Here is a 22,753-nt window from a genome sequence, read left to right on the forward strand (position 1 = left end):
TTTTACTGCTTTTGCCTTTGTTGGTTATGGAGATTTTAAAACAAGATGGACATCAAAATAGACCCAATCACCTCATCGGGTGTGATTCAGTTATTGCAGGAACACTTAGAGGATATGAACGCGACGTCGCCTCCTGAAAGTGTTCATGCATTAGACCTCGCCGCATTGAAAGATCCCAGCGTAACATTTTGGACTGGGTGGGATGGCAGCACACTGTTAGGTTGCGCGGCGATTAAGGTACTAGACGAGCAGCATGCTGAGCTTAAATCGATGCGAACAAGTACAGCGGCACGCAATAAAGGCGTAGCATCGCAGCTGCTTAATTACATCATTTCAGAGTCTAAATCTCGAGGTTATCAGAGGTTGAGCCTTGAAACAGGGTCGATGGAATTTTTTAAACCCGCACGTAAGCTGTATGAAAAGCATGGTTTCCAATACTGCGAACCTTTCGGAGATTACCAACTCGACCCCAATAGCCAGTTTATGACGTTAGCACTGACGTCTTAACGACATTTAGCTTGCCTCGGCCCTCTTTCGGATGAGTTGAGTCGGTGAGAATCCTGTCACCATCATGGTGCCGGAAAGCACCAAAATGGTGCCCGCAATGGTATTGATTCCAATGGGTTCATTTAAGATGAGGTAACCCCACAAAATGCCAAATACGGGAATTAAGAACGTGACCGATAACGCGGAAGCTGGGCCAATATCTGCAATCAAACGGAAATAGAGCAAGTAGGCGACACCGGTACACAGAACTCCCAACGCAACAACCGCAAGAATCTCTGTTTCCGTTGGTACGGCGCGCATGGGAATGAAAGGGAGCAGTGGTAACACGATTAATACTGCTGCCCACATATTTCCGTGAGCATTATCGAACGCTGATACCTGCGGGGCATTCTTAGCGTAATTGGTCGCAATGCCATAACAACACGCCGCCATAACCCCTGCGATGATAGGCAGTGTTGCCCCTTCACCAATTCGCATCGCATCCCAGCCTACTAATATTGCTACCCCTAGTACACCAAGGGCTAAACCAGATATGGCTTTGAACGAAAGTGGGCTTTTATGCCAGAAGAAGCCGATGACTGCTCCCCAGATCGCTGCAGTCGAATTGAGTATTGATAGGGTAGAGGCATTAAGCGTTTGAGCTGAGTAAGCGAACAGCAGGAAAGGCAACGCAGTATTAAATAGCCCAATAGTGAAGAAGTGGCGAGGGTGCTGCATAAATGGCAGCTTACGTTTTAGGTAGATAGCAACCAGCAATAAGCTCAATGCCGCAAAACCGACTCTCGCTTCAATCAGATAAGCCGGGCCAAAGCTATGAGCGGCGATACGCATAAATAAAAATGACGCACCCCAAATCGAAGCTAAACAGACCAAACGTAAAAAACTTGCTGTCGACATTATTCACCTGCCCAATAGAACCTCACTCGGCTAATGTGAAGCAATCCACTTGGTTAGGCAATCAGAATTTTACAATAATGTTAAAACTCACTTTGTAAGTTCAAGCGGATAGTGCTCCATGCTGCCGATATTGTTTGGTCTGTCGAGGTCAAACTATTGCTTGTACCTAGCTATGGTTCGGCCGATGCCATACAAGGCGAAGCATGCATAAACAGTAAATAACGATGTTGCTGCAGCGTAGGGAGATGTGAAGTGGGTTGGTAAGCCTAGAACTCAAAGAACACCTAACGCGGGAAGAAGTTGGAATAACGCCAGATAAGATTTGTTCAATATCGCACGGCCACAGAACTTGATACCGATGGCAAGCCAACCCAAGTAAAAGTGAAGATAGAACGTGTTTGTTCATCGAAAAGGATATGGTTTATGAGTTTGCCGCCACTGTAGCATAGGCGAGGTAACCATATGCGACAGTGGCACATATAAATCGTATGGAAATGTGAAAATTAATTTGCCGTGAATGAGGTATTCGTAAGCGCTCGTCCTTTGTCTACCCTAAACACAGAAATGGCAGTTTTCCTCACTAAGACCATAGGTGCCTTGCTGACTGGCTAAATGCGCTTGGCCAGCGGTTAGCCCCATTTGGTAACCCTGCTCTAAGGTCTTTTTACTCATCGTCAGTCGCTTCACCGCAAAATCTTCTGGTGGCGCAATAACACGTACAGTAACGCCTTTTGGCGGTTGGCGAATGAATTCCAGTGAGCGGTTGTAGTTTTCTGCTCGAACCAACATCGCTTGTGCGATTTGTGGGTGTTTGGCGAGAAGTTTTTTTACCAACCAAGGGTATTTAGTCGGGCTCATCTGATAATTGAGTGGATGAGACAGTATGACGGTAATTTCCGTTGCACCACGTCGATAGGCTTCTTCCACCGGAATGGAGTCCGATACACCGCCATCAGCGAAACAACGACCAGAGAAGCAAGGCGTATCGCGATAGGCAATCGGCAGTGCTGCTGTGGCCTCGATGACACGCCCTAAGTTATCTGGTTGAACGTGATAATACTCTGCGTAGCCCGTTTCAATATTAGTGACGGCAGCATACATTGGAATGGAACTGAAAAGGGTGTTGCTATCAAGTGGAAAGCGAATATTAGATTGCTCCCAAAGCCACTTTACATCAACCAGATTTCCTCCTTTTGCAAAACGCGTTGGATTGAAAAAGGCGGTGTCTGTTGCGAGCTCAGTGATCACGTTGAAACTACGTTGTGGTGCGTGAGCAAGATAGCCGACTAAGTTTGAAGCGCCAGCGGATACACCAATAGCGAAGTCGTAGGGCATATAAGCCTGTTGCATAAATGCATCCAATACGCCACTGGCGAAAATACCGCGCATTGCGCCACCTTCAACAATAAGTGCTTTGTTTGTCATGGGGGAACAGTCCATCAAAATTCGAGATTGTGGTTAGAATAATGAACCTTCCGCAGCGAAGAAAATCGCTTCTCTAAATCATATTAATAGGTGATAGCTATCAGCTGTGTTTTCTACACGCGCCTTGACCAATCGACCTCATAGTCAGTCTTTGTTACTTAGCAATGTCTTACTGAATGGAGGTGGGCTGCGATTTTCGTCGACTGGCGATTCGCTGCTTAATGGGCTCCAATATTGGCAGGATACCGAGCCCAGCAAATAGGGCGATACTGGCGATTCCAATTACCCCTCCAAGCAGAAAGGTAGCGAAAACTGGTAAGGAAGGTGAAACGAACTGGTGCAGTGACCAAGCTGTGATAGATATGGCTAACGTGATGAGCCACTGTCGGTGAGCGTATTGCAGCGGCTTAATCGATTGAGAGGCCAAGTAAATCAGCATTAGCCGAATCAAGTAGACACCCGCCAGCACGGATACTGTCGCCCACAAACCATAGCTTGGTACCCAATAGAAATAACCCGCCACAGCGAGAGCGGCGCAAAATACATGGATCCACATTTGGGTTTGGCTCGATTCACCACAATAGCAGCCAAGATTTAAGTAATCTCCAGCATTCTTTATCGTATTGACTATCAGCAGCGCCACAGTGATTAACCCAGCGTTATGGTATTCAGCGGGTAGTATCAGAGAAAGAAAACTAGGTACGGTAAGCGCCATACACAGCGCGACAATGATGCAGAAGTTAACGCCTAGAATCGCCATCTCTGCACACTTTTTCTCACCATCAGGTTTCTGTAACGTAGGAATACGGTTTGGAAACCACCATAGCGCATAGGGCTGTAATATAAGCGGAAGCAACAGGGCGAATTTTACCGCGATGGCATAAACTGCCAGCTGTTCGACACCTACAAACTCGGCTAACAGCCATCGATCTAGCCCAGTAATCATATAAACCGATACGGAGCCGACTAAAACAGGCAAACCAAAGCGAAGTAACATGGCGGAATCAGCAAAGTGTCCGAATCTTTCCATTTGCTGCCATTGGAAGCGAACCAGAGCCAGCGCGAGGAAAATGCTCGATAAACACGCTGCGATCAATACCGCATCAATCCCATAGCCATGCTCCATTAAAACAAATGTAAGCAGAGCTTGAATTAGCGCTTTTGCCACATTCAATTGGCAGAACTTTTTCGCCATCGACTGCATACGCATTAACGTCAGTGGAATCGAAATTAGCCCGTCCAACAAAATAGGAATCGCTAGCAGCACAAGCTGATATGGTTCAAATCGAGCAGGAAGGATAGCGACAAGGCTATTAAGCGATAAAGCGATGGCAACTGCTCCAAACAGCACCAATAAACAGCTAAGGCTAAAGCAGTTCGAGATTAGTTGCTGCTTGTGTTTACCCTCTGCAGTACCAACATAGCGATACATGGCATCGACCAAGCCAAAGCTGAATAAAATTGTGCCGATATCGGCCAGTAAAACCAAAGACTCTAAGGCCCCAAACTCAGCGACAGTAAGTGTGCGAGTGAGGTAGGGGATCATCAATAGCGAGACCCCTTTCATCATGATGATGCCGATGGCGTAATAAACTGATTGAGATAATGCGCCCACAGTTCACCTTCCTTTAGCGACAAGCCGGAGTGAGTGTGAGCAGTGAACGTTTGCAATCCCCCAGTATGCTGCGGAGCTTTCTTGGTTGAGGGTGGGCAAACATAGAGCGGCATTGCAATTTCATTGCGGTGAGGTGTTGGTTTAGCTGTCGGTGGTAGTCCGCGTAGCCTTCCAGTAAGCGAGCCTGTGCGATGCGAATGGGGCGCTGAGAGTGCGTATAGCCCTGATACTTTTCCAAGATATTTTCGATACAGGCCAAATTGGCAAGGCGCTTTTCATGCGATTGAGTCTGAGAGCCTTGGCGCATTAGATAGCCCGTTTTTACTGAGTTGAGCGCAGCGACTGAATGCTTTTCACAAATCCTCAACCACAACTCCCAGTCCTCACAATAGGTAAAGCTGGAATCAAACGGTTTCATCTGCTTGAGCACATCTGCTTTCACTATCACAGTAGAGGTACCGATAATGTTATTGGCGATAATAAAGTCGAGCGGTTGTTCGAGGAGCAAGAACCGGCGTGTTTCTGATTGGAATTTGTCCCAGTAGCCAAAGCAGTCGATGATCTCTTGATAGCTTTCTGTCAGGTGATTGTAGTTGGTGAAGCTTAGTGCGATCTCTGGGTAGAATTGATGCAGTTCCAATTGATCGGCAATCTTATTGGGTAGCCAAAAATCATCCGCATCTAAAAACGCGATGTAATCGCCTGTGGCTTGTGCAATGCCTATGTTTCTCGCCATCGATGCGCCCAAACCGGGCTGATTCAATACCTTGATACGAGAATCTACACTTGCCCAATATTGGAGTAGTTCGTCTGAACCGTCGTTGCTGTTGTCGTCAATGACGATGACTTCCAAATCACGGTGGCTTTGCTCTACTACGCTGGATAACGCCTTATTGAGATACTGTTTACAGTTATAAGTGGGGATGATCACCGATACTTTATTCATAGCCAACACTCTCTTTATCTGTTCTTCTTCGTGACTGATTTAGTCTGCGTTTAACCTAGTTTGCGAATAACTTGTATTGCTATTAACAGGGAGCAGGATATGTGCCAATAGCTATCTATTTGTTTTATATGTATTTGTTGGTTAACTTGCCAAAATGCAAAGGCAGCGGCAGTGAAGTGAGTGGAATATCGTTGAAATTGATTCTCAAAATGAGAAATGACAAGCCTCATCCCTTAACTATCAGATAAGTAGGATGTTTTAATCAGGTGCGAAAGTTGCTTACTCCTAAAAATGGAAGACAATCCTATATGGAGGTCGGGATGAAGAAGGTGGCATTTATCACGCCAACATACCCAGTGCTGAGCGAAACGTTTATCCAAACAGAAGTGGATGCGTTACATGCGTGCGGGCATCAGGTTTGTGTCATGACATTCGAAAAAGAGCCCTCCAAGATAGAGTTTGATTATGATGTAGAAGAAATTGGTTGCGCGTTGGACTGGCATGTATTGAGTTTGTTTAAAGTGCCTAATGTTATCCATGCGGTGTCATTTGTCTGTAGCCAATCATCTTTGCCAAAACGTTCTCTGCTTTATTATGGTGCTCAACTGGCGTTGCAGCTTTCCAAACAGGGTGTGACTCATGCTCATGCTCACTTTTGCCAACATACCACGGCACATGCGATTGTGGCGTCTAAACTGTTAGGTATTGGTTGTTCCTTTGTCGGACACGGACATGATGTTTACGAATCAGCATTTGATATCGACCAAAAGCTCAGATTCAGTGATTTTTCGGTCGCAGTCTGCCGAGATATGTATCACGACTTTCAGCGTACTTTTCCATCTAATATCAAGTATCTGCATTGTGGAGTGAAGCTCGATCAGATCCCACACCTAGAGCGAAAGCAAAGTGACGGTTTGCATTTAGTGTTCGTGGGGCGATTAGTTGAAACCAAAGGTGTCCATTTCTTGTTGCAAGCATTAGCAGAGTTGTTATCGGCAAAGCGTACGCGTCGTACCTCTATCAGGTTAGATATTATTGGTACTGGGGAGCAGCAGTCTCAATTGCAGCAGCTTACCAAACAACTAAATTTAGGTGATAGCGTTCGATTCCTAGGAGCAAAACCTCATCAACAAGTGTTGGAAGCCCTACAGACTTATGACTGTTTGGTTGCCCCATTTTGTTTTTCGGATTCAGGCTGTGTAGACACAGGCCCTTTAGTGCTTAAAGAGGCGATGGCATCAGGTAGCCCTGTCATCACTTCAAACATCATGGGGTGTAAAGAGATCGTTGTGCCAGGGACTGGCTACCTAGTGGATGAAAAGGATGCCGGTCAGCTCGCACAGGCGATAGAACAGTTCTCTCAATTAACCAGTAAACAGCGAACGTTGATGGGAAGAGCTGCGCGTCAGCATGTCATCAATAACTTTGATGCCTTCAAGCAAGCTCGCTGTTTATCGGACTGGATTGAGCAAGTGTCTAGCTCTTAACGCCTGACTAAGCTCTGTAGAGTTGGTGGAGCGAATAATGAGCTGTAACGGACCTTTAATCATACTGCTGTCTAGTTTCTGAGTGTGTTGTTCGTTGTGGCAGCGCATAGCTAATGCAAACCCATGTAGGTAATCGACTAATAAATCACGGGTGTGCTGCTCTTGATCTGCAGGTAAGTTCAGCCCCGAAAAAATCGTAGATAACTTGTCGTTGAACACTCGTGCTGGTCCATCGGAACTCATTGATAGCAATGTTTCTAACAAGCCTGAATACTGGCTCAGTAGCTCGAGATAACTGACGCAAAGTTGTTCAAGCTCCTGCTGCCAATATGGCCCATTGATGGGTTGATATAAGTTTTCGATCAGTGAAATCGTCATTGCTTCGAGCAGCGCATTTTTGTTGGCAAAGTAGTGGTAAATTGCCATCGCATCGACCTCTAAATTGGACGCTAATTGCCTGATACTGGGTAGCTTTCCACTTTCCTGCATCATAGATTTCGCACACTCAATGATCTGTTGTTGATTGAGTTTTACTTTGTCAGCCGATGGTCTTCCGCGCTTTTTCATGTTGACACTCATAGATGATGATCTTTACACTATAATTCTACGCTGTAGAATTATAGTGGTTTTGATCTCGAACCTCAACGTATCTTCTTCCTTTGCTCAGAGTAAATAGGAGCTCATCATGGCGAATATCGTTTACATCGCAACTAGCTTAGACGGCTACATCGCAGACAAAAATAATCAGGTGGATTGGCTGCATGAAGTGCCAAACCCAGAGGGTTCTGATTTTGGGTTTGCCGACTTCATGGAGAGAGTAGATGCCTTGGTTATGGGGCGAAATACCTTTGATATGGTGGCAAGCTTTGGTGGTGATTGGCCGTATAGCAAGCCTGTATTTGTGCTGAGTAATACAATGACGTCTGTCCCTGAGCAATACCAAGACAAGGTGTTTTTGGTAAAAGGTGAACTGAAAGACGTGGTCGCGAGCCTTAATGAACAAGGTTACCAAGACTTATACATCGACGGCGGTGTGACGATTCAGAACTTCTTAGCTCAAGACTTGATCGACGAAATGATCATTACCACCATTCCTACTTTACTTGGTGGTGGTATCCCGCTATTTGGTGAACTTCAGTCTCCTCTCAAGTTTAAACATCTGGAGTCGGAGCAGTGTGCGGGTATCTTGGTAAAAACCCGTTTTGTTCGTACTAGAAATGGTTGGTAGAGCCAGCACTTGATGGTGGTGTGAAACGAAAAAGCGAGGAGCCCGTTAGCTTCTCGCTTTTTCGTTTAATGAGGGGGGAAACAACTCGAGCACAAGTGGTTTTATTGCTGGAGGGCGGTGAGTGAATTCACCTAGGCTGTCATGATGTTGATTGCTCTTCAAGCGCGAGAATAGCTTGTTTAATGGGCTCGGGGAGTTTCGCTTTAGTCTGGTTTTTGAAGTCAAACATGACACAAGTAGCGTGGCCTATGGTACTGACTCGAGATTGCCCTTTGCTAACGATCTTATATTCCATTGTAAATCGATCGCTTTGAACATCGACCACTTTCGTTCCCACGCGTAAGGTATCTGGGAAGGTGATTGGCAATTTATAACGGCAACTGGTCTCGCCCAAAACGGGACCTATTTGGCTTTGTGCAATATCCACCAATAGTCCGATCTTTTCAAAATACGCTAACCGAACCGATTCAAAGTAGCGGAAGTAGACTGCGTTATTCACATGTTGCAGTGCGTCCATTTCCCCCCAAGCCACGGGAATTTCAATGATAACGGGAAAATCGGCTAGTAAGTCGTCCATAACTCTTCCTTTGTGTAATGGTAATTTTTGTCGTGATAGGTGATTGAGTTTTTATTCTAAATCGAATGCTTTCTTGATATGAAATTTTGTTAATAAATTGTGATCTAAAGGTGGCGGTGTCATGTGGATTTGTTTTGCCGCTTAACGAGTAAATCGTTAGTAAGAGCTATTATCTGCTACGTTTAAATAAGGGGCTTGATACAAACATCCGGTTGTGGCCAAGGGAAGCGAATAGGTGATCAACATGGTGAAACCTTCGACAAAAGTTGTTTTAGTCCCTTCAATTGTTTTGATTCTCTTAGGCTGCCTAGGCTTAGCGGTTATTGACCATCAACTAAAAAGTACTTTGGATGAAAGAATCAATATAGAGCTTGAGTGGCTTGCCAAAAACGCGCTAGTGACTCTAGCCTCCACCAATGCTCTGATCACGATAGAAACAGCCGACCCGATTGCTAAGAAGTTGAGCGAGATCAGTGGAGCGCGGATTACATTTATCGATAGCAATGGCAAGGTTACGGGCGATTCGAGCGTTGAGCACAAGCTTATTGCCGATATGACAAACCACATTGATCGTATAGAGCTGGTTCGTTCGCGTCAGGACGGATCTGGTTTTTCAGTTCGTTACAGTGACACACTTGAACTTAACTTTCACTACGTTGCGGTTTATCGAATGATTGAAGTGGCAGGTCAAGTTATCCCGTACTATTCACGCGCTTCTTTTTCGTCTTTAGTGCTCGAGAATCAGATGAAAGACATGCGCATGGCGTTAATGTCTCTTTTATTGGCTGGTGTACTTTCTATCAGCATGATCATATTTTTTATCCTGCGTTTTGTTTCTTCGTCTATCCTGAGTCACCAATCGGCGTTAGAGATGGAAGTCGCATTGAGAACACAAGAAATTGATCGAATGCATCATCTAGACTCACTACTCAACGCATGCAGTGAGATCACTGAAGCTAGGCTGGTTGTGGAAAAGCTTATACCGAGTCTTCTACCCGATACATTAGGCGCGATTTCAATTTATAAGCAGTCACGTAACTTGCTAAAAATGAAACTATTTTGGGGTGGGCAGTGGCAGGGCAGTTGTTATTATAATCCCGATCAGTGTTGGGCGCTGAGAAGAGGGCACGAACACTTAATCGTGGATAGTGACTCTGGCGTTCAGTGTGAACACACAATGGAAAATACCGGGGAGTCCTCTTTGTGTATACCATTAAGTGCGCACGGAGAGACGGTTGGTGTGATGCATATTTTGAAAGACAACTTTGATGATGACACTATAGTTCTGGCTCAAGCTGTGGCAAAGAGAATTGCGATTTCTATTGCCAATATAGAGCTCAAAACGAGTTTGCGTCAGCAAGCATTTAGAGACTCGCTAACGCAACTGTATAACCGACGGTATTTGTTCGAGACCATGAACCAATGGGTCTCCAGTGCTAAGAGAAAGCACACTCAAATAGGCATTATGATGGTCGACTTAGACCACTTTAAGCGGGTCAACGACAACAATGGCCATGATATTGGGGATAAAGCGTTGAAGCGTGTCGCTGCATACTTCTTAACCCAAATTCGAGATAGCGATATTGTCTGTCGCTATGGTGGCGAAGAGTTCTGCATTGTGATTGCAGATACTGAACCTAAGGCATTAATGTCCATAGCCGAGGAAATCAGAATCGGCGTGGAGGGCGTATCGATCCCAATAACTAATAAAGAGAACTTGTACATTACTTGTTCTATAGGTCTTGCACTGTATTCCAGTGATAGCTCCCATAAAGATCCATCTATCGAGACCACTATCTCGCAAGCAGATGAAGCCTTATACCTTGCCAAAAAAGATGGGCGTAATTGCGTTAAGCTTTATTCGTCAAACTAACCCACAGATGCGAAAATTGGCTAGTCCTTCAATGCTCAAACCTGACTAATGTTCGGCACAATGCGTTTGAGACGACTTTTACACCGCCCACTTAATACCAAAACTTAGCTGTAATTGTTGAACTACGTGAATGGTTTTCACTAACACAGCGCTAAGTCTTGTGTTATGTTATAATGTATCTTTTGTGGGTTTTTTGTAAGGCAATGTATGCAAGATCTGGAATCTACCTTAAAACGAGTTGAACAAAACTTAAAGGCGAAAGGTAAGTACCTGACCTCGAAAAGAAAGCTCGTACTGCGCGCCTTAGTTGATGCAGATCGAGCTTTATCGGCTTATGAGTTAGTCGACTATTGCAAAGAGCGTTATGAGCAGAATATTCAGGCTATGTCTGTATATCGAATCTTAGATTTTCTCGAAGGCGTGCATTTAGCACATAAGCTTAAAGTTTCTAATAAATATATCGTTTGTTCTCATATCCTTTGTGACCATGAACATGGTGTCGCTCAATTTCTTATTTGTTCCAAGTGCAACAAAATAAGCGAACAAGCCATTGCACCTGCGTTGATCGAAGGGCTTAAATCCCACGCAAAGCAAGAAGGTTTTACAGTCATTAGCCCTCAGTTAGAAATCAACTGTGTTTGCGATGAGTGTGCCAAATCTAGTGAGGCGTGATTGTTACTTTGCTTTGTCCTATCGCTGTAATCATCGATACGCTTTCGCGATCTTTTTCTTATTCAAACCATTAGTCTCATCAGCATGGAGATCATGAGCCACTATGCCCGCAACATTGATTAAAAACGCCCTTATCGTCAACGAAGGGACAATTACCGAGACCGATTTGCGAATTGTCGGTCAGCGAATCGAAACCATCTCAACCGATATTACGGCAGCACCTGAAGATACGGTGATTGATGCGGGTGGGTGTTATCTGATTCCCGGTATGATTGACGATCAAGTACATTTTCGTGAGCCGGGGTTGACGCATAAAGGCTCGATTGCGACAGAATCTAGAGCTGCGGTTGCTGGAGGTATCACAAGCTATATGGAGATGCCGAACGTCAGCCCTGCGACCACAACGATTGAGGCGCTAGAACGCAAATTCGCGATTGCCGGGCAGAACTCCCTCGCAAACTACTCTTTCTACCTCGGTGCGACCGAAGACAACCTTGAACAAATCAAACAGCTTGACCCTAAGAAGCACTGTGGCGTGAAAGTCTTCATGGGCGCTTCGACGGGGGATTTATTGGTAGAAGCCCCTCAAGCTTTAGAAGAGATTTTCCGTGATTCACCAGTGCTTATCGTAACGCATTGCGAAAGCGGTCCTGTGATTGCGCAAAACAAGCAGCGACTGCTCAAAGAGAAATCAGAATTCACTATTGAAGATCATCCTGTATTGCGCGATGACCAAGCGTGTTATGCGTCATCTTCTTATGCAGTAGAGCTTGCTAAGAAGCACAACAGTCTGCTGCATGTTCTGCACATTACAACAGCAAAAGAGCTGGCACTGTTTGAGGCTGGCCCAATTGAGAACAAAAACATTACCGCTGAAGCGTGTGTGCACCATTTGTGGTTTAGCAACGAAGACTATGCAGTGCGCGGAAACCAAATTAAATGTAACCCGGCCGTGAAATACCCAAGTGACCGTGAGGCGCTACTAAAAGCATTGAACTCAGGGCAAATAGACATTATCGCGACTGACCATGCGCCACACACTTGGGAAGAAAAACAGGTGCCTTACGATCAAGCGCCAGCAGGTTTACCGTTAGTGCAGCATGCTTTGCTCACCTTGTTTGACCAAGTCACTCGAGGGCACATGACAATGGAGCAAGTGGTTCAAAAAACGGCACATAACCCAGCTATTCGCTACGGTATTGAGCAGCGAGGTTTTATCCGTGAAGGATATTTTGCTGATTTGGTGCTGGTGGATGCAGGCTCGCCAACCCTTGTGACCAATGAAAATAGCTTGTACCACTGTGGTTGGTCACCGTTTTCAGGACATCAGTTCTCAGCGCAAATCAAGAAAACTTGGGTCAATGGCGGATTGGTGTATGCCGACCAGAAAGTGAACGAGAAAGCTGCCCAAGCAATGAGGTTGGTGTTCGACCGATAAGGCGTATGGTCGAGAGATGTAATGCTTTCGTTGAGCTTTATTTGTCGAAGTAAGATTGTCGTAGCTAGAGTGCCTTTGAGGCACCGTATGAAGAGAAATCAAAATGTTAAGAAGAAATCCCACTGGCCACATGCCTAAAGTTTCGGAAACGGCGTTCATCGATCCGACGGCGATTATCTGTGGCAGAGTGATCATTGAAGATAATGTTTTTATTGGTCCTTACGCGGTGATTCGTGCCGATGAAGTGAACGAGCAAGGTGATATGGAAGCCATCGTTATCAAACGCGATACTAATATTCAAGATGGCGTGGTTATCCACTCAAAAGCTGGTGCTGCTGTTACCGTCGGAGAGCGCTCATCCATAGCACACCGATCTATTATCCATGGCCCATGTGAAGTTAGCGATGACGTGTTCATTGGGTTTAACTCGGTGGTGTTTGACGCAGTGATTGGTAAGGGGTGTGTGATTCGCCATAACTGTGTGGTGGATGGCCTAGACTTGCCAGAGAATTTCCATGTTCCACCGATGACGAACATTGGTGCTGATTTTGATTTGAACAGCATCTCGAAAGTGCCACCGGAATATTCGGCATTTTCAGAGTCTGTGGTTTCAGCAAACCACGAGCTGGTACAAGGCTACAGGAGAATTGCCAATGAACTCTAAGAACCAGCCGATACGTGCTGTTCCCACCAACATCATTACTGGGTTTCTGGGGGTGGGAAAGACCTCAGCAATTTTAAATTTAATGGCGAACAAGCCTGAGAATGAGCGCTGGGCGGTGTTAGTGAACGAATTCGGCGAAATTGGTGTGGATGGAAGCCTAGTGAAAGGGCAACGCAATGAAGATAAGCACGTCTTCATTCGCGAAGTTCCGGGGGGCTGCATGTGCTGTGCGGCTGGGTTGCCAATGCAAATCGCATTGAATCAGCTGTTAAGTGAAGCAAAACCAGACCGTCTGCTAATTGAGCCTACCGGACTTGGTCACCCGAAAGAAGTGCTTCAAGTGCTGTCGACTGAGCATTATCTCCAAGTGCTTTCACTACAAAAGAACATCACCTTGGTCGATGCGCGCAAGCTTGCGGATGTGCGTTACACAGAACATGATACATTCAACCAGCAAATCGCGATTGCCGATACTGTGGTCGGTAACAAGCTCGATCTGTATCAAACCGGCGATGCCCAGAAGCTAGAAGCTTACGTAGCAGAAGTCGGGCGACCAAACACTAAAGTGGTTTTTGCTAAGCATGGTGTGATTCCGTTTACCGAGTTTGAAGGTGAGACCACTATTCATGAGCACCCACCACATCATCACCATCATCATGCGAGTGACAAACCTTTAGCATCAGAAATACCAATGCCAAAGGAAGGTGTCGTTAAAGCGATGAATGAGGGAGAAGGCTTTCAAAGTATCGGGTGGAGGTTCTCTCCGCAAAAAGTCTTTGATCGTGAACGCTTGGTTAGATTGTTAGTTGGAATCCGAGCTGAGCGCATGAAAGCGGTGTTTATCACGCAAGATGGGATATTTGGCTATAACTTAACTGAAGATGGTTTGAGTGAGTCTGAGTTAGATGAATGCATGGAAACGCGGATTGAGATCATCGCTAGCAGTGTGGATGGCAATATAGAAAAGCAATTGCTTCAGTGTATTATTGCTCAGCACTAGAATGATGGTTCAATGATACCCCTGAACTTGCCTTATGTTTGGCGAAGTACAGGGGCTTTTTACTAAGTAACAGAAACTAAGCGTTTTTCTGCCAGTGCCATAGCAATATTTGCCATACAGTAAGCACTTTCGTTTATGAAGTGCGGGTATACATCGTGGCTGCCTTCCCAGAAAATGTCGTACCCAAAGAAAGTTGCTAAAAGCGGCTCTCCCTGTTTGACCACCTCAAAATCCTTACCACAAATTGTTGGGTGTACAGTTGCGATTCGCATACCGTCGCGATCGAGTGGAATGGCGACTTCTTTGATGTAGTTGAATGCGCAGTAATCCTTAAGCTCCATCATTTCATTTAAATTATGTGACTCAAGATAATCTAATACGGCCGTGAGCATTTCTTTCATGAGTTCTAGAGTGTCGAATTTCAATGAGCCGTGGGCTTGAGATCCGACTTCAATCATGACTCCGTATTGACCTGATGTGCACAGGTAGGGTTGCTCATTCCATGGCTTTCTGCTTTCGAACAAAATGTTTGCTTCAGGCATACGTTGTTTAACGTAAGCTCCCATTCTTTTGTAGAAGAAGCTGTCGGACAGCAAGATAAGCGTGGCTCCCATATTGCTCGTTGTATTATGAAGGTCTATAACCAGCTGCGTCTCGGCTTTTGCTGTTTCTGCGCCTATTTTCTGAGCAAGCTTTCTCTCGTGTGTGGCATGAGGCTCAGGATTGTGGTCAGTGGAAAATTCTCGGTTGAGGTCTGAGTCTATGTAGCGAACATTTTGTTGCACCGCTTCCGGGTTCGCGAGGGTCAAATCGGTCGAAAACGTTGAGCGGCTTGCATCATAGAGTCGCTCCCTGATGAGCTTGTGAAGGTATATCCCAGAGAGTTCATTGCCATGAGTTCCGGCAACCAGTAAAACATGATTACATTTTTCCATAATTGAGAAGATCCTATATTCGAAACCAATGCTGCCTGATGATGTCTTAGTTGAGTACGCTCTTCAGTGAGACATTAACCGCATCACATTTGCTTTATCTTTAATTTGATATGTTATAACATATCAAATTAAAGTGTCATCCAGTACTGTTCTCATGAAAAACTTCAAAGCAATAGCTTTCTCCACGGCAGTCATTGCCTTATCTATCGCTTACTTTATTCCTGATATTGAGCACCAATCTCACCCTATTCAGAGTGATGATCAATCCATGCAAGTCGTTATCACGCCAGCACCTGAGCAAGATGTAGAACCGAAGCCTATTCGTGTGCATTACATTGTTAAAGTCGGCGATACCTTGAGTGATATTTTCTCTTCTTGGAAGCTGTCGTACCAAACGCTACAGCAGGTATTATCTGCGGATCTAGCACACCTCCAACTCGATATGATCAAGCCTGGAGAGCATTTAGAATTGGTCATAGACAGCGAAAATGGTGAGCTTCTCTCTTTGATCTATCATATTAGCCTCGTTGAGCAGGCGGTTTACACTCGCAGTGAGGATGGAGAGTTCAGCTATGCATTTAATGAACTCCCAAGTGAATGGCGAGACACGATATATTCAGGGACCATTAACGGCAGCTTTTCATTGTCGGCGTACAATATAGGTCTGTCTTCCGCTCAAATCGCTAACATCACTCAAGTATTGCGCGACAAAATAGATTTCTCACGAGCACTGCGTGCTGGTGACAAGTTTGATGTATTGGTTAAACGCCAATATCTCGGGGATCATGAAACGGGCAACAGCGAAGTTCAAGCCGTGTCTTTCAAATTGGCCAGTGGAGAAATATCAGCATACCTAGCGGAAGATGGTCGCTTCTATGATAGAGAAGGCAATAGTCTTGAGCGTGCGTTTAATCGTTACCCGGTAGATAAGCAGTATCGTCGAATCACCTCGGCGTTTAATCCTAAACGTAAGCACCCAGTAACGGGGAGAATTGCACCACATAATGGTACCGACTTCGCCACTCCGGTGGGGGCTTACATATACTCAACTGGAGATGGGAGAGTCACAGCGATTAGGAATCACCCTTATGCAGGGAAATATTTGGTTATACAACATAACAGCGTTTATACCACTCGCTATTTACACTTAGACAGCTTTCTCGTGAAAAAAGGACAAGAAGTTAAGCGTGGACAAAAAATCGCGATTTCTGGTGCGACTGGCCGGCTAACTGGTCCTCATCTGCATTTTGAAGTGTTAGTAAGAAACCGTCCTGTAGACCCTATGAAGGTAGACCTTCCTATTGCTCGTTCGATTTCGGACGAGGACAAGGCGGCTTTCTTAGCAAAAATTGACGAGTTCGAGTCTCAAGTCGAAGCAAGTAAGAGCCGCACTTAAGCTTCTCCTAAACGCGAACCATGGAGTTGCTGTGAGCTTGTTGATTCACTGAAAAGAGCGGATTGAAAACCAAAATACTAAAAAGCCCGATACAGAAAGTATCGGGCTTTTTCATTTATCACTTGGCGCTAAATCCGCGATGCTTATAGCTCACCGACTGTCGCCCATACTGCTGCGAGCATGTCATGACCGAATGCGACACTGCGCTCTGGAGACCAACCGTAAAGCTCGTCTGCTTGGCTGATGTGATCTTTAAATGGCATCTCAACGGTGTAAGACAAACATTTGAATTGCTCACCGACCCAGTTTGAACCTACAGTTAGGTTCGCTTTGCCAGGCTCGTCTTTGTCGTAACCAAATTCGTCTTGGAATTCTGGAGTGATCGTTAGAAGCGCTTGTTTGAAGTGATTTTCCAAGCGAGCTAGGCGCTCATCGTAGGATGGAATACCTTCGCTGCCTGCGACAAAGTTGTATGGAATTGCTTCGTCACCGTGAATATCCAAGAACATGTCAACGCCTGTTTCAAGCATACGCTCTCTCACAAGAAAGACTTCTGGGCTGCGATCCATGGACGGGGTTTGCCATTCACGGTTTAGGTTTACGCCAATGCCGTTAGTGCGCAAGTGACCACGGATACTGCCATCTGGGTTCATGTTTGGTACAACGCGAATAACCACGTTGTCTAGCAGGGAGCGACCAACCGTGTCAGTTTCATCCAACAGGCGTTGTAAGAATCCTTCGATAAACCATTCAGCCATTGTTTCGCCAGGGTGCTGACGACCAATAACCCAGATGTTTTTCTTCTCTGGGCTTGGCTCACCAATGGTGAGCAGGCTGATGTCGTTATTGTCTAGCGTGTGGCCTAGTGTTTCTAGCTTACATGCTGGGTGCATTTGTGCACCGTGCAGTAGATCTTGGTGGCGATCGTATGAGTACGGCGCAAAGTAAGCGAAGTACATAGAATCGAATTCAGGGATGATATCGAAAACGAGCGAGTTACCATCGAATTGAGCTGGGATTCGGAACCACTCTTCGCGGTCGTATGATGCAACTACATCGTAGTCTTTCCAGCCCTCTGGGTAAGCAGAAGTAGCAAGCTCACTGATGGTAAAGTGGTGTGGCTTTTGTGCTTCGCTTTCTAAGCGGAAGTGGAACCACTGGGAAATTTCGGTTTGATTATCGGCAGGGATAGTCAGTTGAATGTTTTGCGGTGAATCGGCAGACACGACATGAATGTTGCCGCTTTCGAAGTTACTGAAAATTTTCATTGTAGTTGTTATCTCGTGGTTGAGTTGCGGTAAGACTAGCACATTTTAATTTGAGCCAACTACTTTGTTGCTTATGTATGATGTAAATTTATATTAATCGATTTTTTATAGACGAACTTTATTATTTATTGCCGAATTTACAATCTAGGTAAGCTTTATTCTAATATTTGAATTTCAGTATTTAATATTCTGTTTAAGTGATGTCGGAAAATATTTTTAATTATTTTGTGAATGTATGGTTGCTTGGGTATATCTATTGTTAATTAATATAAGTTACCGCTTTTTATTGAAATTAGAACATTGATTCAAACTTCACGGTTTTTTATCAATATTTGCATAATTCAACATTAATAATGTGATCTGTATATGCGTATTTTCTTGCTGTGAAACTAGTATGCAGCCGAAATCAAATAACGATAAGGCTGCACATGAAACTGTCAAAAAAACCTTTAGCTCTCATTCTTGGTGCGATGTTGCTGGCGGGTTGTAATGACTCAGACACAACCAATGTAAAAATCGCGACTTACAACCTTTCTTTCGACAGAAATACTTTTGAAGATTTAGTCGCTGAAATGCAAATCGAGCCAGAGCAACAAGACGTGTTGGTTGCGGGCTACTTAAATGGTTCGCTTTCTGGAGATACTAAAACGACGGCACAAAAAGTCATTCAAATACGTAATGTTGCGGCTGTTATTCAAAAGCAACGCCCTAATGTTTTGATGATGGCTGAATTTAATAATGATGGAACCGGTGAAAACAAAGATGCGTTGGTTGGTTTCCAGCAAAACTATCTATCGGTTGCACAAAGTATTGATGGAGCTGGAGGTGAGGCAAACTTAGAGCCGATTCAATACCCGTTTTTTGAATCGTATGCGACAAATACAGGCTTAGTATCTGGCCACGATTTGGATAATGATGGCTCTGACGGTTTCCAACCTGGTGATAGCTGGGGCTTCGGCTTATACCACGGTCAATACGCATTTGCACTGATGTCTCAATATGAAATCGACACGGCAAATACACGTACATTCCAAGAATTTAAGTGGAAGGATCTTGAAGGAGCGAGTAATCCCGTGATTACTATTTGTGATGGCTCTGAAACCATTCCTGAAGGTATGGAGTGTGGCGACCCGTGGTATTCAGCAGCCGAGTGGGATGTAGTTCGTCTATCGTCTAAGAACCACGTAGATGCACCTATTATTATCCCGACGGAGAACGGTGAAGAAGTTGTGCACCTTCTTATGTCCCACCCGACACCACCAGTATTTGATCCGGGCAAAAACAAACAAATGAACGCTGATGAAGTGGAGTTCTGGCACCAGTACATTCAGGGTGGTGAGTCTCTATACGATGACGCTGGTAAAACAGGGGGCCTAACTGCTGGCGCAAACTTTGTCATTATGGGCGATCAGAACTTAGATCCAGTCGCTGGCGACGGATTTACTGAAGTTATGGCTGCGTTGCATGCGGATCCATTGGTCAATCAAAAGGTGATGAATGGTGAGCTATACCCTACCAGTTATGGTGCTGCCGAATATGCTGTTGACGAATTAGAGGACCACCCAATTCCTGAGCGCATGACATCCACATTTGGCCTCGGTGTTGATTACGCAATGCCTTCTGCAACGCTTAACGTCGTCGACTCTGGTGTGTACTGGGCGGCGTCATTTGAAGAAGGGCGTCAGCTATTCAATGACCCTCGTGTTGGCGAAGAAGGTGAAGGCAAAGATGTGTCATCTGATCACCGCATGGTCTGGATTACAGCGCAGTTTTAAGGCTTTGTTCACTGGTAGTTAGTGCTGTTACTTAGCTGCCTAACTCAAAAGAGCTACTCGCTTGGTTAGGGATTCTCAGTCAAGTGGGTAGCTAATACCTCAATGTTCCACTCTTCTTTTATCACGTATGAGTTCCTTTAATTAAATGAGAGAATACGTAGTGATAAATACTAGAATAACGTGGTGAACATGTTTAGGTTGAAACCTGTACTTAAAAAAGCACAGGCAGTGTACCTGCCTGTGCAAACGTTAAAGTATAGGGAGCCAAAATCGATATATCCGATTTTATCTCTATTTAAGTTCCCACTGCCTTATTAAGCAAGAGCTTGGTGCTATGGTATTCGATGTTGCTATTATCTCAATGAAAACTAGCGATTATCTCGACAATTTATTACTTATCTTAATTGTTGATGGAAATAGAGTTGGGAGGGGTATTTGCATTTTAAGTACTAGATTTGCTTTTCCCATAACTAATATAAATTAATCAATCATGCCTGATTAGTTCTCTTGTAACTCATAGCAATAATCTTTTTATAAAGTGACTAAACAGACAACCATAAGACCAATAAACTATTGGTTATTATGATGCATACCCTTTATTTGTATAATGCAGATCTAATATTTGAGTAATCTCTTGTTTTTCTATCACTATTGCCTCATTGATGGTCATTGGGGTGGGGACTATTTGTTCAAAAATATAAAAACAACTATATACCTCACTTAATGAAGCTTCAGTGATGGATGGGATAGTTTACTACAACTTAATCCTACTATCTTGTTGTTATTGAAGGTTTTTTTTGTTTTGATGCTGTTTGTTGAAAGAGGTGGATAGTCGTCAGGTTTGCTGAATAATCCATTGTTTCACTTACTAACTCTTGTTCATGCGTGCAAGTATTGGGGGGCATTGATGTGCTAGTTATAAAAAATCATTACAAGTATAAAATTCAATCTTGATACTGAATTAAATGACCCGACAGATCGTCAATATTTATATTTCTTGTCATTGGGGAGGGCGTAGTGAGAGGGAAGTACCAGATTCAATGTGATAGAGTAGGTGAAATTACAGTCTTAGTTTATGCGGAAGAACTGCAAGTCGAAGTGGAGCGTGAAGGCCAAAGAAAAAAGCATAAGTCAAAATTATCAAAAAGTGAAAGTGAGTTTATAGGCATAATTGGCCAGTATGGTGCTAAGCATACTCCTATTAGTTCAAGATACATAGAAGCGAGATACATGGAAGTATCAGGAACTTCTAATTTACCCCTCAACTTTATTAAGAATACCCTAGCTTCGGTGAGACGAAAGTTTTCTGAGTGTGTATTCAATCTTACTGGTATTAGCGGAGTAAAGTTTGTAGTCAATATTAATCGTTCTGGCTACTTTTTGAATGTAGATGAAGTTAAAAGCCCAACAAATTATAGACCTGCATTGATTGAAGTTGATGTTGATAAATATTTAAAGATTAAAGCTGTTTTTAATAGCATCAAGAGTGAGCATAGGAGAATAGCAAAAACACTGGGGTTGTCATTTCTTGTATCTTTGTCTGCTTTTTTTCTCATACTACTCATTCAGTATTACTATATTTCATCAGAGATTCAGAAAAATTCTGAAGACGTTGTTGGTACAATGATTAACTTAACAGAGCTTAGTTGTAGTAGTGATGACGCAATGTTGATGAAGACGCTGGGCAATAGTATTAGCTTAGAGTCGGCTTTGATCAAAGATGTAGATAGCAACGATCAATGTATGGTAACTGAAGACAGTGTAGAGCGTTTTCAGTCAAGGCCAGATAAGTGGTATAAAAGAACGAGTAGTTATCTTTACATAAGCCGGATAAATAGTGGCCATGAAGTACATGGCAGGATCAGGCTAAAATCCATAAACTCGAGATATTCTAGGTACCTTTCCCCGCTATTGTTTGAAAGTTTGACTTTCGAGAGGCTTGATCAGTTTAAACTATCTATAGGTAATAAAGTAGAGAGCAGAGCCGTTTACAAAGACACTATTAACACCGGACTTGTTGTCAGTTACTACGGGGAAAATATCATTTTAGAAATGGTGTTATTAAGCCTGGTATTGTTTAGTATCATTTACTTGAGGAAGGCAATTAACTTAACTAGGTATATTATATTATTATTTGGTTTTTCTATAAAATTAGAAGGTGTAATTAATACGAATAGTATGCAGGTTGAGTATTATGAGGCGCTAAGCTTATTCAAAATAGGCGGAAGGAATACTCAAGGAGCAATTGGTTTTTTGAGAAAGAGTAAGCTTCTATCTACACATACCATAATAACTTTGGAGGTTCTCTCTAAAGCAGAAGAGCAGTATGGTTCAATCGGTTTTAACCTATGCCCAAGCATATTATTAAATGATCATCACTTTTCTAATATTTGTAGAATAATTATGGATAGCGATAAGCTATTTGTGATAGAGGTAACGGAAGACTCTAAAGTAAGCTACAGCGATAAAATTGTAGAAAAAATTAATCTTCTTTCTGGATTAGAAAATGTTAAAATAGCAATTGATGATTTTGGTCAGGGAAATAACAATGTTGGTCTACTTAATGTTGTAAACGCATCGTACATTAAGATAGATAAAAAAATAACACAGGATACGTCTTCTAATAATTATAAAGACAAGATTACCAAGATCATTGAACTTGCTAACTCGTTTGGAGTCGATGTCATCTTTGAAGGTGTGGAAGACAAAAACATTAAATCCATGCTCGGTGAAGGTGCTGTATTTCAGCAAGGTTATTACTACAATCGAGGGTAATAGCCTAGTGTGACGTGTGTTACTCCCTTATAAAACTATAGAGCAAGCGAAATTTTCGCTTGCTCTGTTCTCGCTCATTCTAATCTGACCTTAAGCCTAGCTTCAATTATTAAGCAACTTCGAGAACATCGCTCCTAACGTTCTAGTGTTACTCGGATTAATTAGAGAGAAGCATCGATACCATTTCATGTGCTATGTGCTATGTGCTATGTGCTATGTGCTATGTGCTATGTTGCCATCTCGCTTGTTAAAGGGAGGCGCATTTTTAATTGCGT

19 protein-coding genes are annotated in these 22,753 nt (G+C 43.8%); 11 read left to right on the forward strand and 8 right to left on the reverse strand.

The window, feature by feature from the left end; translation table 11 throughout:
- Nucleotides 1-45: 45 nt before the first annotated feature.
- On the forward strand, nucleotides 46-507 hold the full coding sequence (locus ACXABW_RS22200; protein WP_457525573.1) for a GNAT family N-acetyltransferase: 462 nt from the start codon (nucleotides 46-48) through the stop codon (nucleotides 505-507).
- A gap of 6 nt (nucleotides 508-513) precedes the next feature.
- On the opposite strand, the gene ACXABW_RS22205 is transcribed toward ACXABW_RS22200, so the two are convergent.
- The 4 genes from ACXABW_RS22205 to ACXABW_RS22220 form a co-directional block, all read right to left on the reverse strand.
- The gene (locus ACXABW_RS22205; protein WP_457525574.1) at nucleotides 514-1,404 is read right to left on the reverse strand and encodes a DMT family transporter; all 891 of its coding nucleotides are present in this window, start codon (nucleotides 1,402-1,404) and stop codon (nucleotides 514-516) included.
- A 552-nt stretch (nucleotides 1,405-1,956) separates the two neighbouring features.
- The gene (locus ACXABW_RS22210; RefSeq protein ID WP_457525575.1) at nucleotides 1,957-2,829 is read right to left on the reverse strand and encodes a patatin-like phospholipase family protein; all 873 of its coding nucleotides are present in this window, start codon (nucleotides 2,827-2,829) and stop codon (nucleotides 1,957-1,959) included.
- Nucleotides 2,830-2,998: 169 nt separating this feature from the next.
- Nucleotides 2,999-4,444, reverse strand: coding sequence for a lipopolysaccharide biosynthesis protein (locus ACXABW_RS22215; RefSeq protein WP_457525576.1), 1,446 nt, complete (start codon nucleotides 4,442-4,444; stop codon nucleotides 2,999-3,001).
- A 13-nt stretch (nucleotides 4,445-4,457) separates the two neighbouring features.
- A complete protein-coding gene (locus tag ACXABW_RS22220; protein ID WP_457525577.1) occupies nucleotides 4,458-5,390 on the reverse strand; it encodes a glycosyltransferase family 2 protein in 933 nt (310 codons plus the stop codon).
- Between the two features lie 320 nt (nucleotides 5,391-5,710).
- On the opposite strand from ACXABW_RS22220, the gene ACXABW_RS22225 reads away from it, so the two are divergent.
- The gene (locus ACXABW_RS22225) at nucleotides 5,711-6,877 is read left to right on the forward strand and encodes a glycosyltransferase family 4 protein (RefSeq protein WP_457525578.1); all 1,167 of its coding nucleotides are present in this window, start codon (nucleotides 5,711-5,713) and stop codon (nucleotides 6,875-6,877) included.
- Here the strand turns inward: ACXABW_RS22225 and ACXABW_RS22230 are convergent.
- Nucleotides 6,842-7,456, reverse strand: coding sequence for a TetR/AcrR family transcriptional regulator (locus ACXABW_RS22230; protein WP_457525579.1), 615 nt, complete (start codon nucleotides 7,454-7,456; stop codon nucleotides 6,842-6,844). The two genes, ACXABW_RS22225 and ACXABW_RS22230, sit on opposite strands and share 36 nt — an antisense overlap.
- A gap of 106 nt (nucleotides 7,457-7,562) precedes the next feature.
- On the opposite strand from ACXABW_RS22230, the gene ACXABW_RS22235 reads away from it, so the two are divergent.
- Nucleotides 7,563-8,105, forward strand: a complete 543-nt coding sequence (locus tag ACXABW_RS22235) for a dihydrofolate reductase family protein (protein ID WP_457525580.1) — start codon at nucleotides 7,563-7,565, stop codon at nucleotides 8,103-8,105.
- Nucleotides 8,106-8,244: 139 nt separating this feature from the next.
- On the opposite strand, the gene ACXABW_RS22240 is transcribed toward ACXABW_RS22235, so the two are convergent.
- Complete coding sequence (locus ACXABW_RS22240) at nucleotides 8,245-8,682, reverse strand: acyl-CoA thioesterase (protein WP_457525581.1); 438 nt, start codon at nucleotides 8,680-8,682, stop codon at nucleotides 8,245-8,247.
- Between the two features lie 244 nt (nucleotides 8,683-8,926).
- Here ACXABW_RS22240 and ACXABW_RS22245 point away from each other — a divergent pair, with 244 nt between their 5' ends.
- The 5 genes from ACXABW_RS22245 to ACXABW_RS22265 all read left to right on the forward strand — a co-directional run bounded on the left by ACXABW_RS22245 (nucleotide 8,927) and on the right by ACXABW_RS22265 (nucleotide 14,329).
- A complete protein-coding gene (locus ACXABW_RS22245) occupies nucleotides 8,927-10,555 on the forward strand; it encodes a diguanylate cyclase (protein ID WP_457525582.1) in 1,629 nt (542 codons plus the stop codon).
- 207 nt (nucleotides 10,556-10,762) lie between these two features.
- Nucleotides 10,763-11,227, forward strand: coding sequence for a Fur family transcriptional regulator (locus ACXABW_RS22250; protein WP_457525583.1), 465 nt, complete (start codon nucleotides 10,763-10,765; stop codon nucleotides 11,225-11,227).
- Between the two features lie 103 nt (nucleotides 11,228-11,330).
- Complete coding sequence (locus ACXABW_RS22255) at nucleotides 11,331-12,665, forward strand: dihydroorotase (protein ID WP_457525584.1); 1,335 nt, start codon at nucleotides 11,331-11,333, stop codon at nucleotides 12,663-12,665.
- Nucleotides 12,666-12,768: 103 nt separating this feature from the next.
- A complete protein-coding gene (locus tag ACXABW_RS22260; protein ID WP_457525585.1) occupies nucleotides 12,769-13,329 on the forward strand; it encodes a carbonate dehydratase in 561 nt (186 codons plus the stop codon).
- On the forward strand, nucleotides 13,319-14,329 hold the full coding sequence (locus tag ACXABW_RS22265; protein WP_457525586.1) for a CobW family GTP-binding protein: 1,011 nt from the start codon (nucleotides 13,319-13,321) through the stop codon (nucleotides 14,327-14,329). Before ACXABW_RS22260 ends, ACXABW_RS22265 begins: the two co-directional genes overlap by 11 nt.
- Before the next feature lie 62 nt (nucleotides 14,330-14,391).
- Here the strand turns inward: ACXABW_RS22265 and ACXABW_RS22270 are convergent, their stop codons facing one another.
- Nucleotides 14,392-15,264: an aspartoacylase gene (locus ACXABW_RS22270; RefSeq protein WP_457525587.1), complete on the reverse strand. Its 873-nt coding sequence runs from the start codon at nucleotides 15,262-15,264 to the stop codon at nucleotides 14,392-14,394.
- A 154-nt stretch (nucleotides 15,265-15,418) separates the two neighbouring features.
- On the opposite strand from ACXABW_RS22270, the gene ACXABW_RS22275 reads away from it, so the two are divergent.
- Nucleotides 15,419-16,660: a peptidoglycan DD-metalloendopeptidase family protein gene (locus tag ACXABW_RS22275; protein WP_457525588.1), complete on the forward strand. Its 1,242-nt coding sequence runs from the start codon at nucleotides 15,419-15,421 to the stop codon at nucleotides 16,658-16,660.
- A 143-nt stretch (nucleotides 16,661-16,803) separates the two neighbouring features.
- Here ACXABW_RS22275 and ACXABW_RS22280 read toward each other — a convergent pair whose 3' ends face one another.
- Entirely contained in the window at nucleotides 16,804-17,928 is a 1,125-nt protein-coding gene (locus tag ACXABW_RS22280) for a M14 family metallopeptidase (RefSeq protein ID WP_457525589.1), read from the reverse strand.
- 428 nt (nucleotides 17,929-18,356) lie between these two features.
- Between ACXABW_RS22280 and ACXABW_RS22285 the strand changes: the two genes are divergently transcribed.
- On the forward strand, nucleotides 18,357-19,703 hold the full coding sequence (locus ACXABW_RS22285; protein ID WP_457525590.1) for an endonuclease/exonuclease/phosphatase family protein: 1,347 nt from the start codon (nucleotides 18,357-18,359) through the stop codon (nucleotides 19,701-19,703).
- A gap of 1,017 nt (nucleotides 19,704-20,720) precedes the next feature.
- Nucleotides 20,721-22,478: an EAL domain-containing protein gene (locus ACXABW_RS22290; protein ID WP_457525591.1), complete on the forward strand. Its 1,758-nt coding sequence runs from the start codon at nucleotides 20,721-20,723 to the stop codon at nucleotides 22,476-22,478.
- Nucleotides 22,479-22,753: the final 275 nt, after the last annotated feature.

Source organism: Vibrio paucivorans (assembly GCF_054053395.1).

Bases quoted from the DNA above. Each gene is read 5' to 3' on its own strand.
- ACXABW_RS22200 (WP_457525573.1), top strand. From the start codon at position 46: ATGGACATCAAAATAGACCCAATCACCTCATCGGGTGTGATTCAGTTA.
- ACXABW_RS22205 (WP_457525574.1), bottom strand. From the start codon at position 1,404: ATGTCGACAGCAAGTTTTTTACGTTTGGTCTGTTTAGCTTCGATTTGG.
- ACXABW_RS22210 (WP_457525575.1), bottom strand. From the start codon at position 2,829: ATGACAAACAAAGCACTTATTGTTGAAGGTGGCGCAATGCGCGGTATT.
- ACXABW_RS22220 (WP_457525577.1), bottom strand. From the start codon at position 5,390: ATGAATAAAGTATCGGTGATCATCCCCACTTATAACTGTAAACAGTAT.
- ACXABW_RS22225 (WP_457525578.1), top strand. From the start codon at position 5,711: ATGAAGAAGGTGGCATTTATCACGCCAACATACCCAGTGCTGAGCGAA.
- ACXABW_RS22230 (WP_457525579.1), bottom strand. From the start codon at position 7,456: ATGAGTGTCAACATGAAAAAGCGCGGAAGACCATCGGCTGACAAAGTA.
- ACXABW_RS22235 (WP_457525580.1), top strand. From the start codon at position 7,563: ATGGCGAATATCGTTTACATCGCAACTAGCTTAGACGGCTACATCGCA.
- ACXABW_RS22240 (WP_457525581.1), bottom strand. From the start codon at position 8,682: ATGGACGACTTACTAGCCGATTTTCCCGTTATCATTGAAATTCCCGTG.
- ACXABW_RS22245 (WP_457525582.1), top strand. From the start codon at position 8,927: ATGGTGAAACCTTCGACAAAAGTTGTTTTAGTCCCTTCAATTGTTTTG.
- ACXABW_RS22250 (WP_457525583.1), top strand. From the start codon at position 10,763: ATGCAAGATCTGGAATCTACCTTAAAACGAGTTGAACAAAACTTAAAG.
- ACXABW_RS22255 (WP_457525584.1), top strand. From the start codon at position 11,331: ATGCCCGCAACATTGATTAAAAACGCCCTTATCGTCAACGAAGGGACA.
- ACXABW_RS22260 (WP_457525585.1), top strand. From the start codon at position 12,769: ATGTTAAGAAGAAATCCCACTGGCCACATGCCTAAAGTTTCGGAAACG.
- ACXABW_RS22265 (WP_457525586.1), top strand. From the start codon at position 13,319: ATGAACTCTAAGAACCAGCCGATACGTGCTGTTCCCACCAACATCATT.
- ACXABW_RS22270 (WP_457525587.1), bottom strand. From the start codon at position 15,264: ATGGAAAAATGTAATCATGTTTTACTGGTTGCCGGAACTCATGGCAAT.
- ACXABW_RS22275 (WP_457525588.1), top strand. From the start codon at position 15,419: ATGAAAAACTTCAAAGCAATAGCTTTCTCCACGGCAGTCATTGCCTTA.
- ACXABW_RS22280 (WP_457525589.1), bottom strand. From the start codon at position 17,928: ATGAAAATTTTCAGTAACTTCGAAAGCGGCAACATTCATGTCGTGTCT.
- ACXABW_RS22285 (WP_457525590.1), top strand. From the start codon at position 18,357: ATGAAACTGTCAAAAAAACCTTTAGCTCTCATTCTTGGTGCGATGTTG.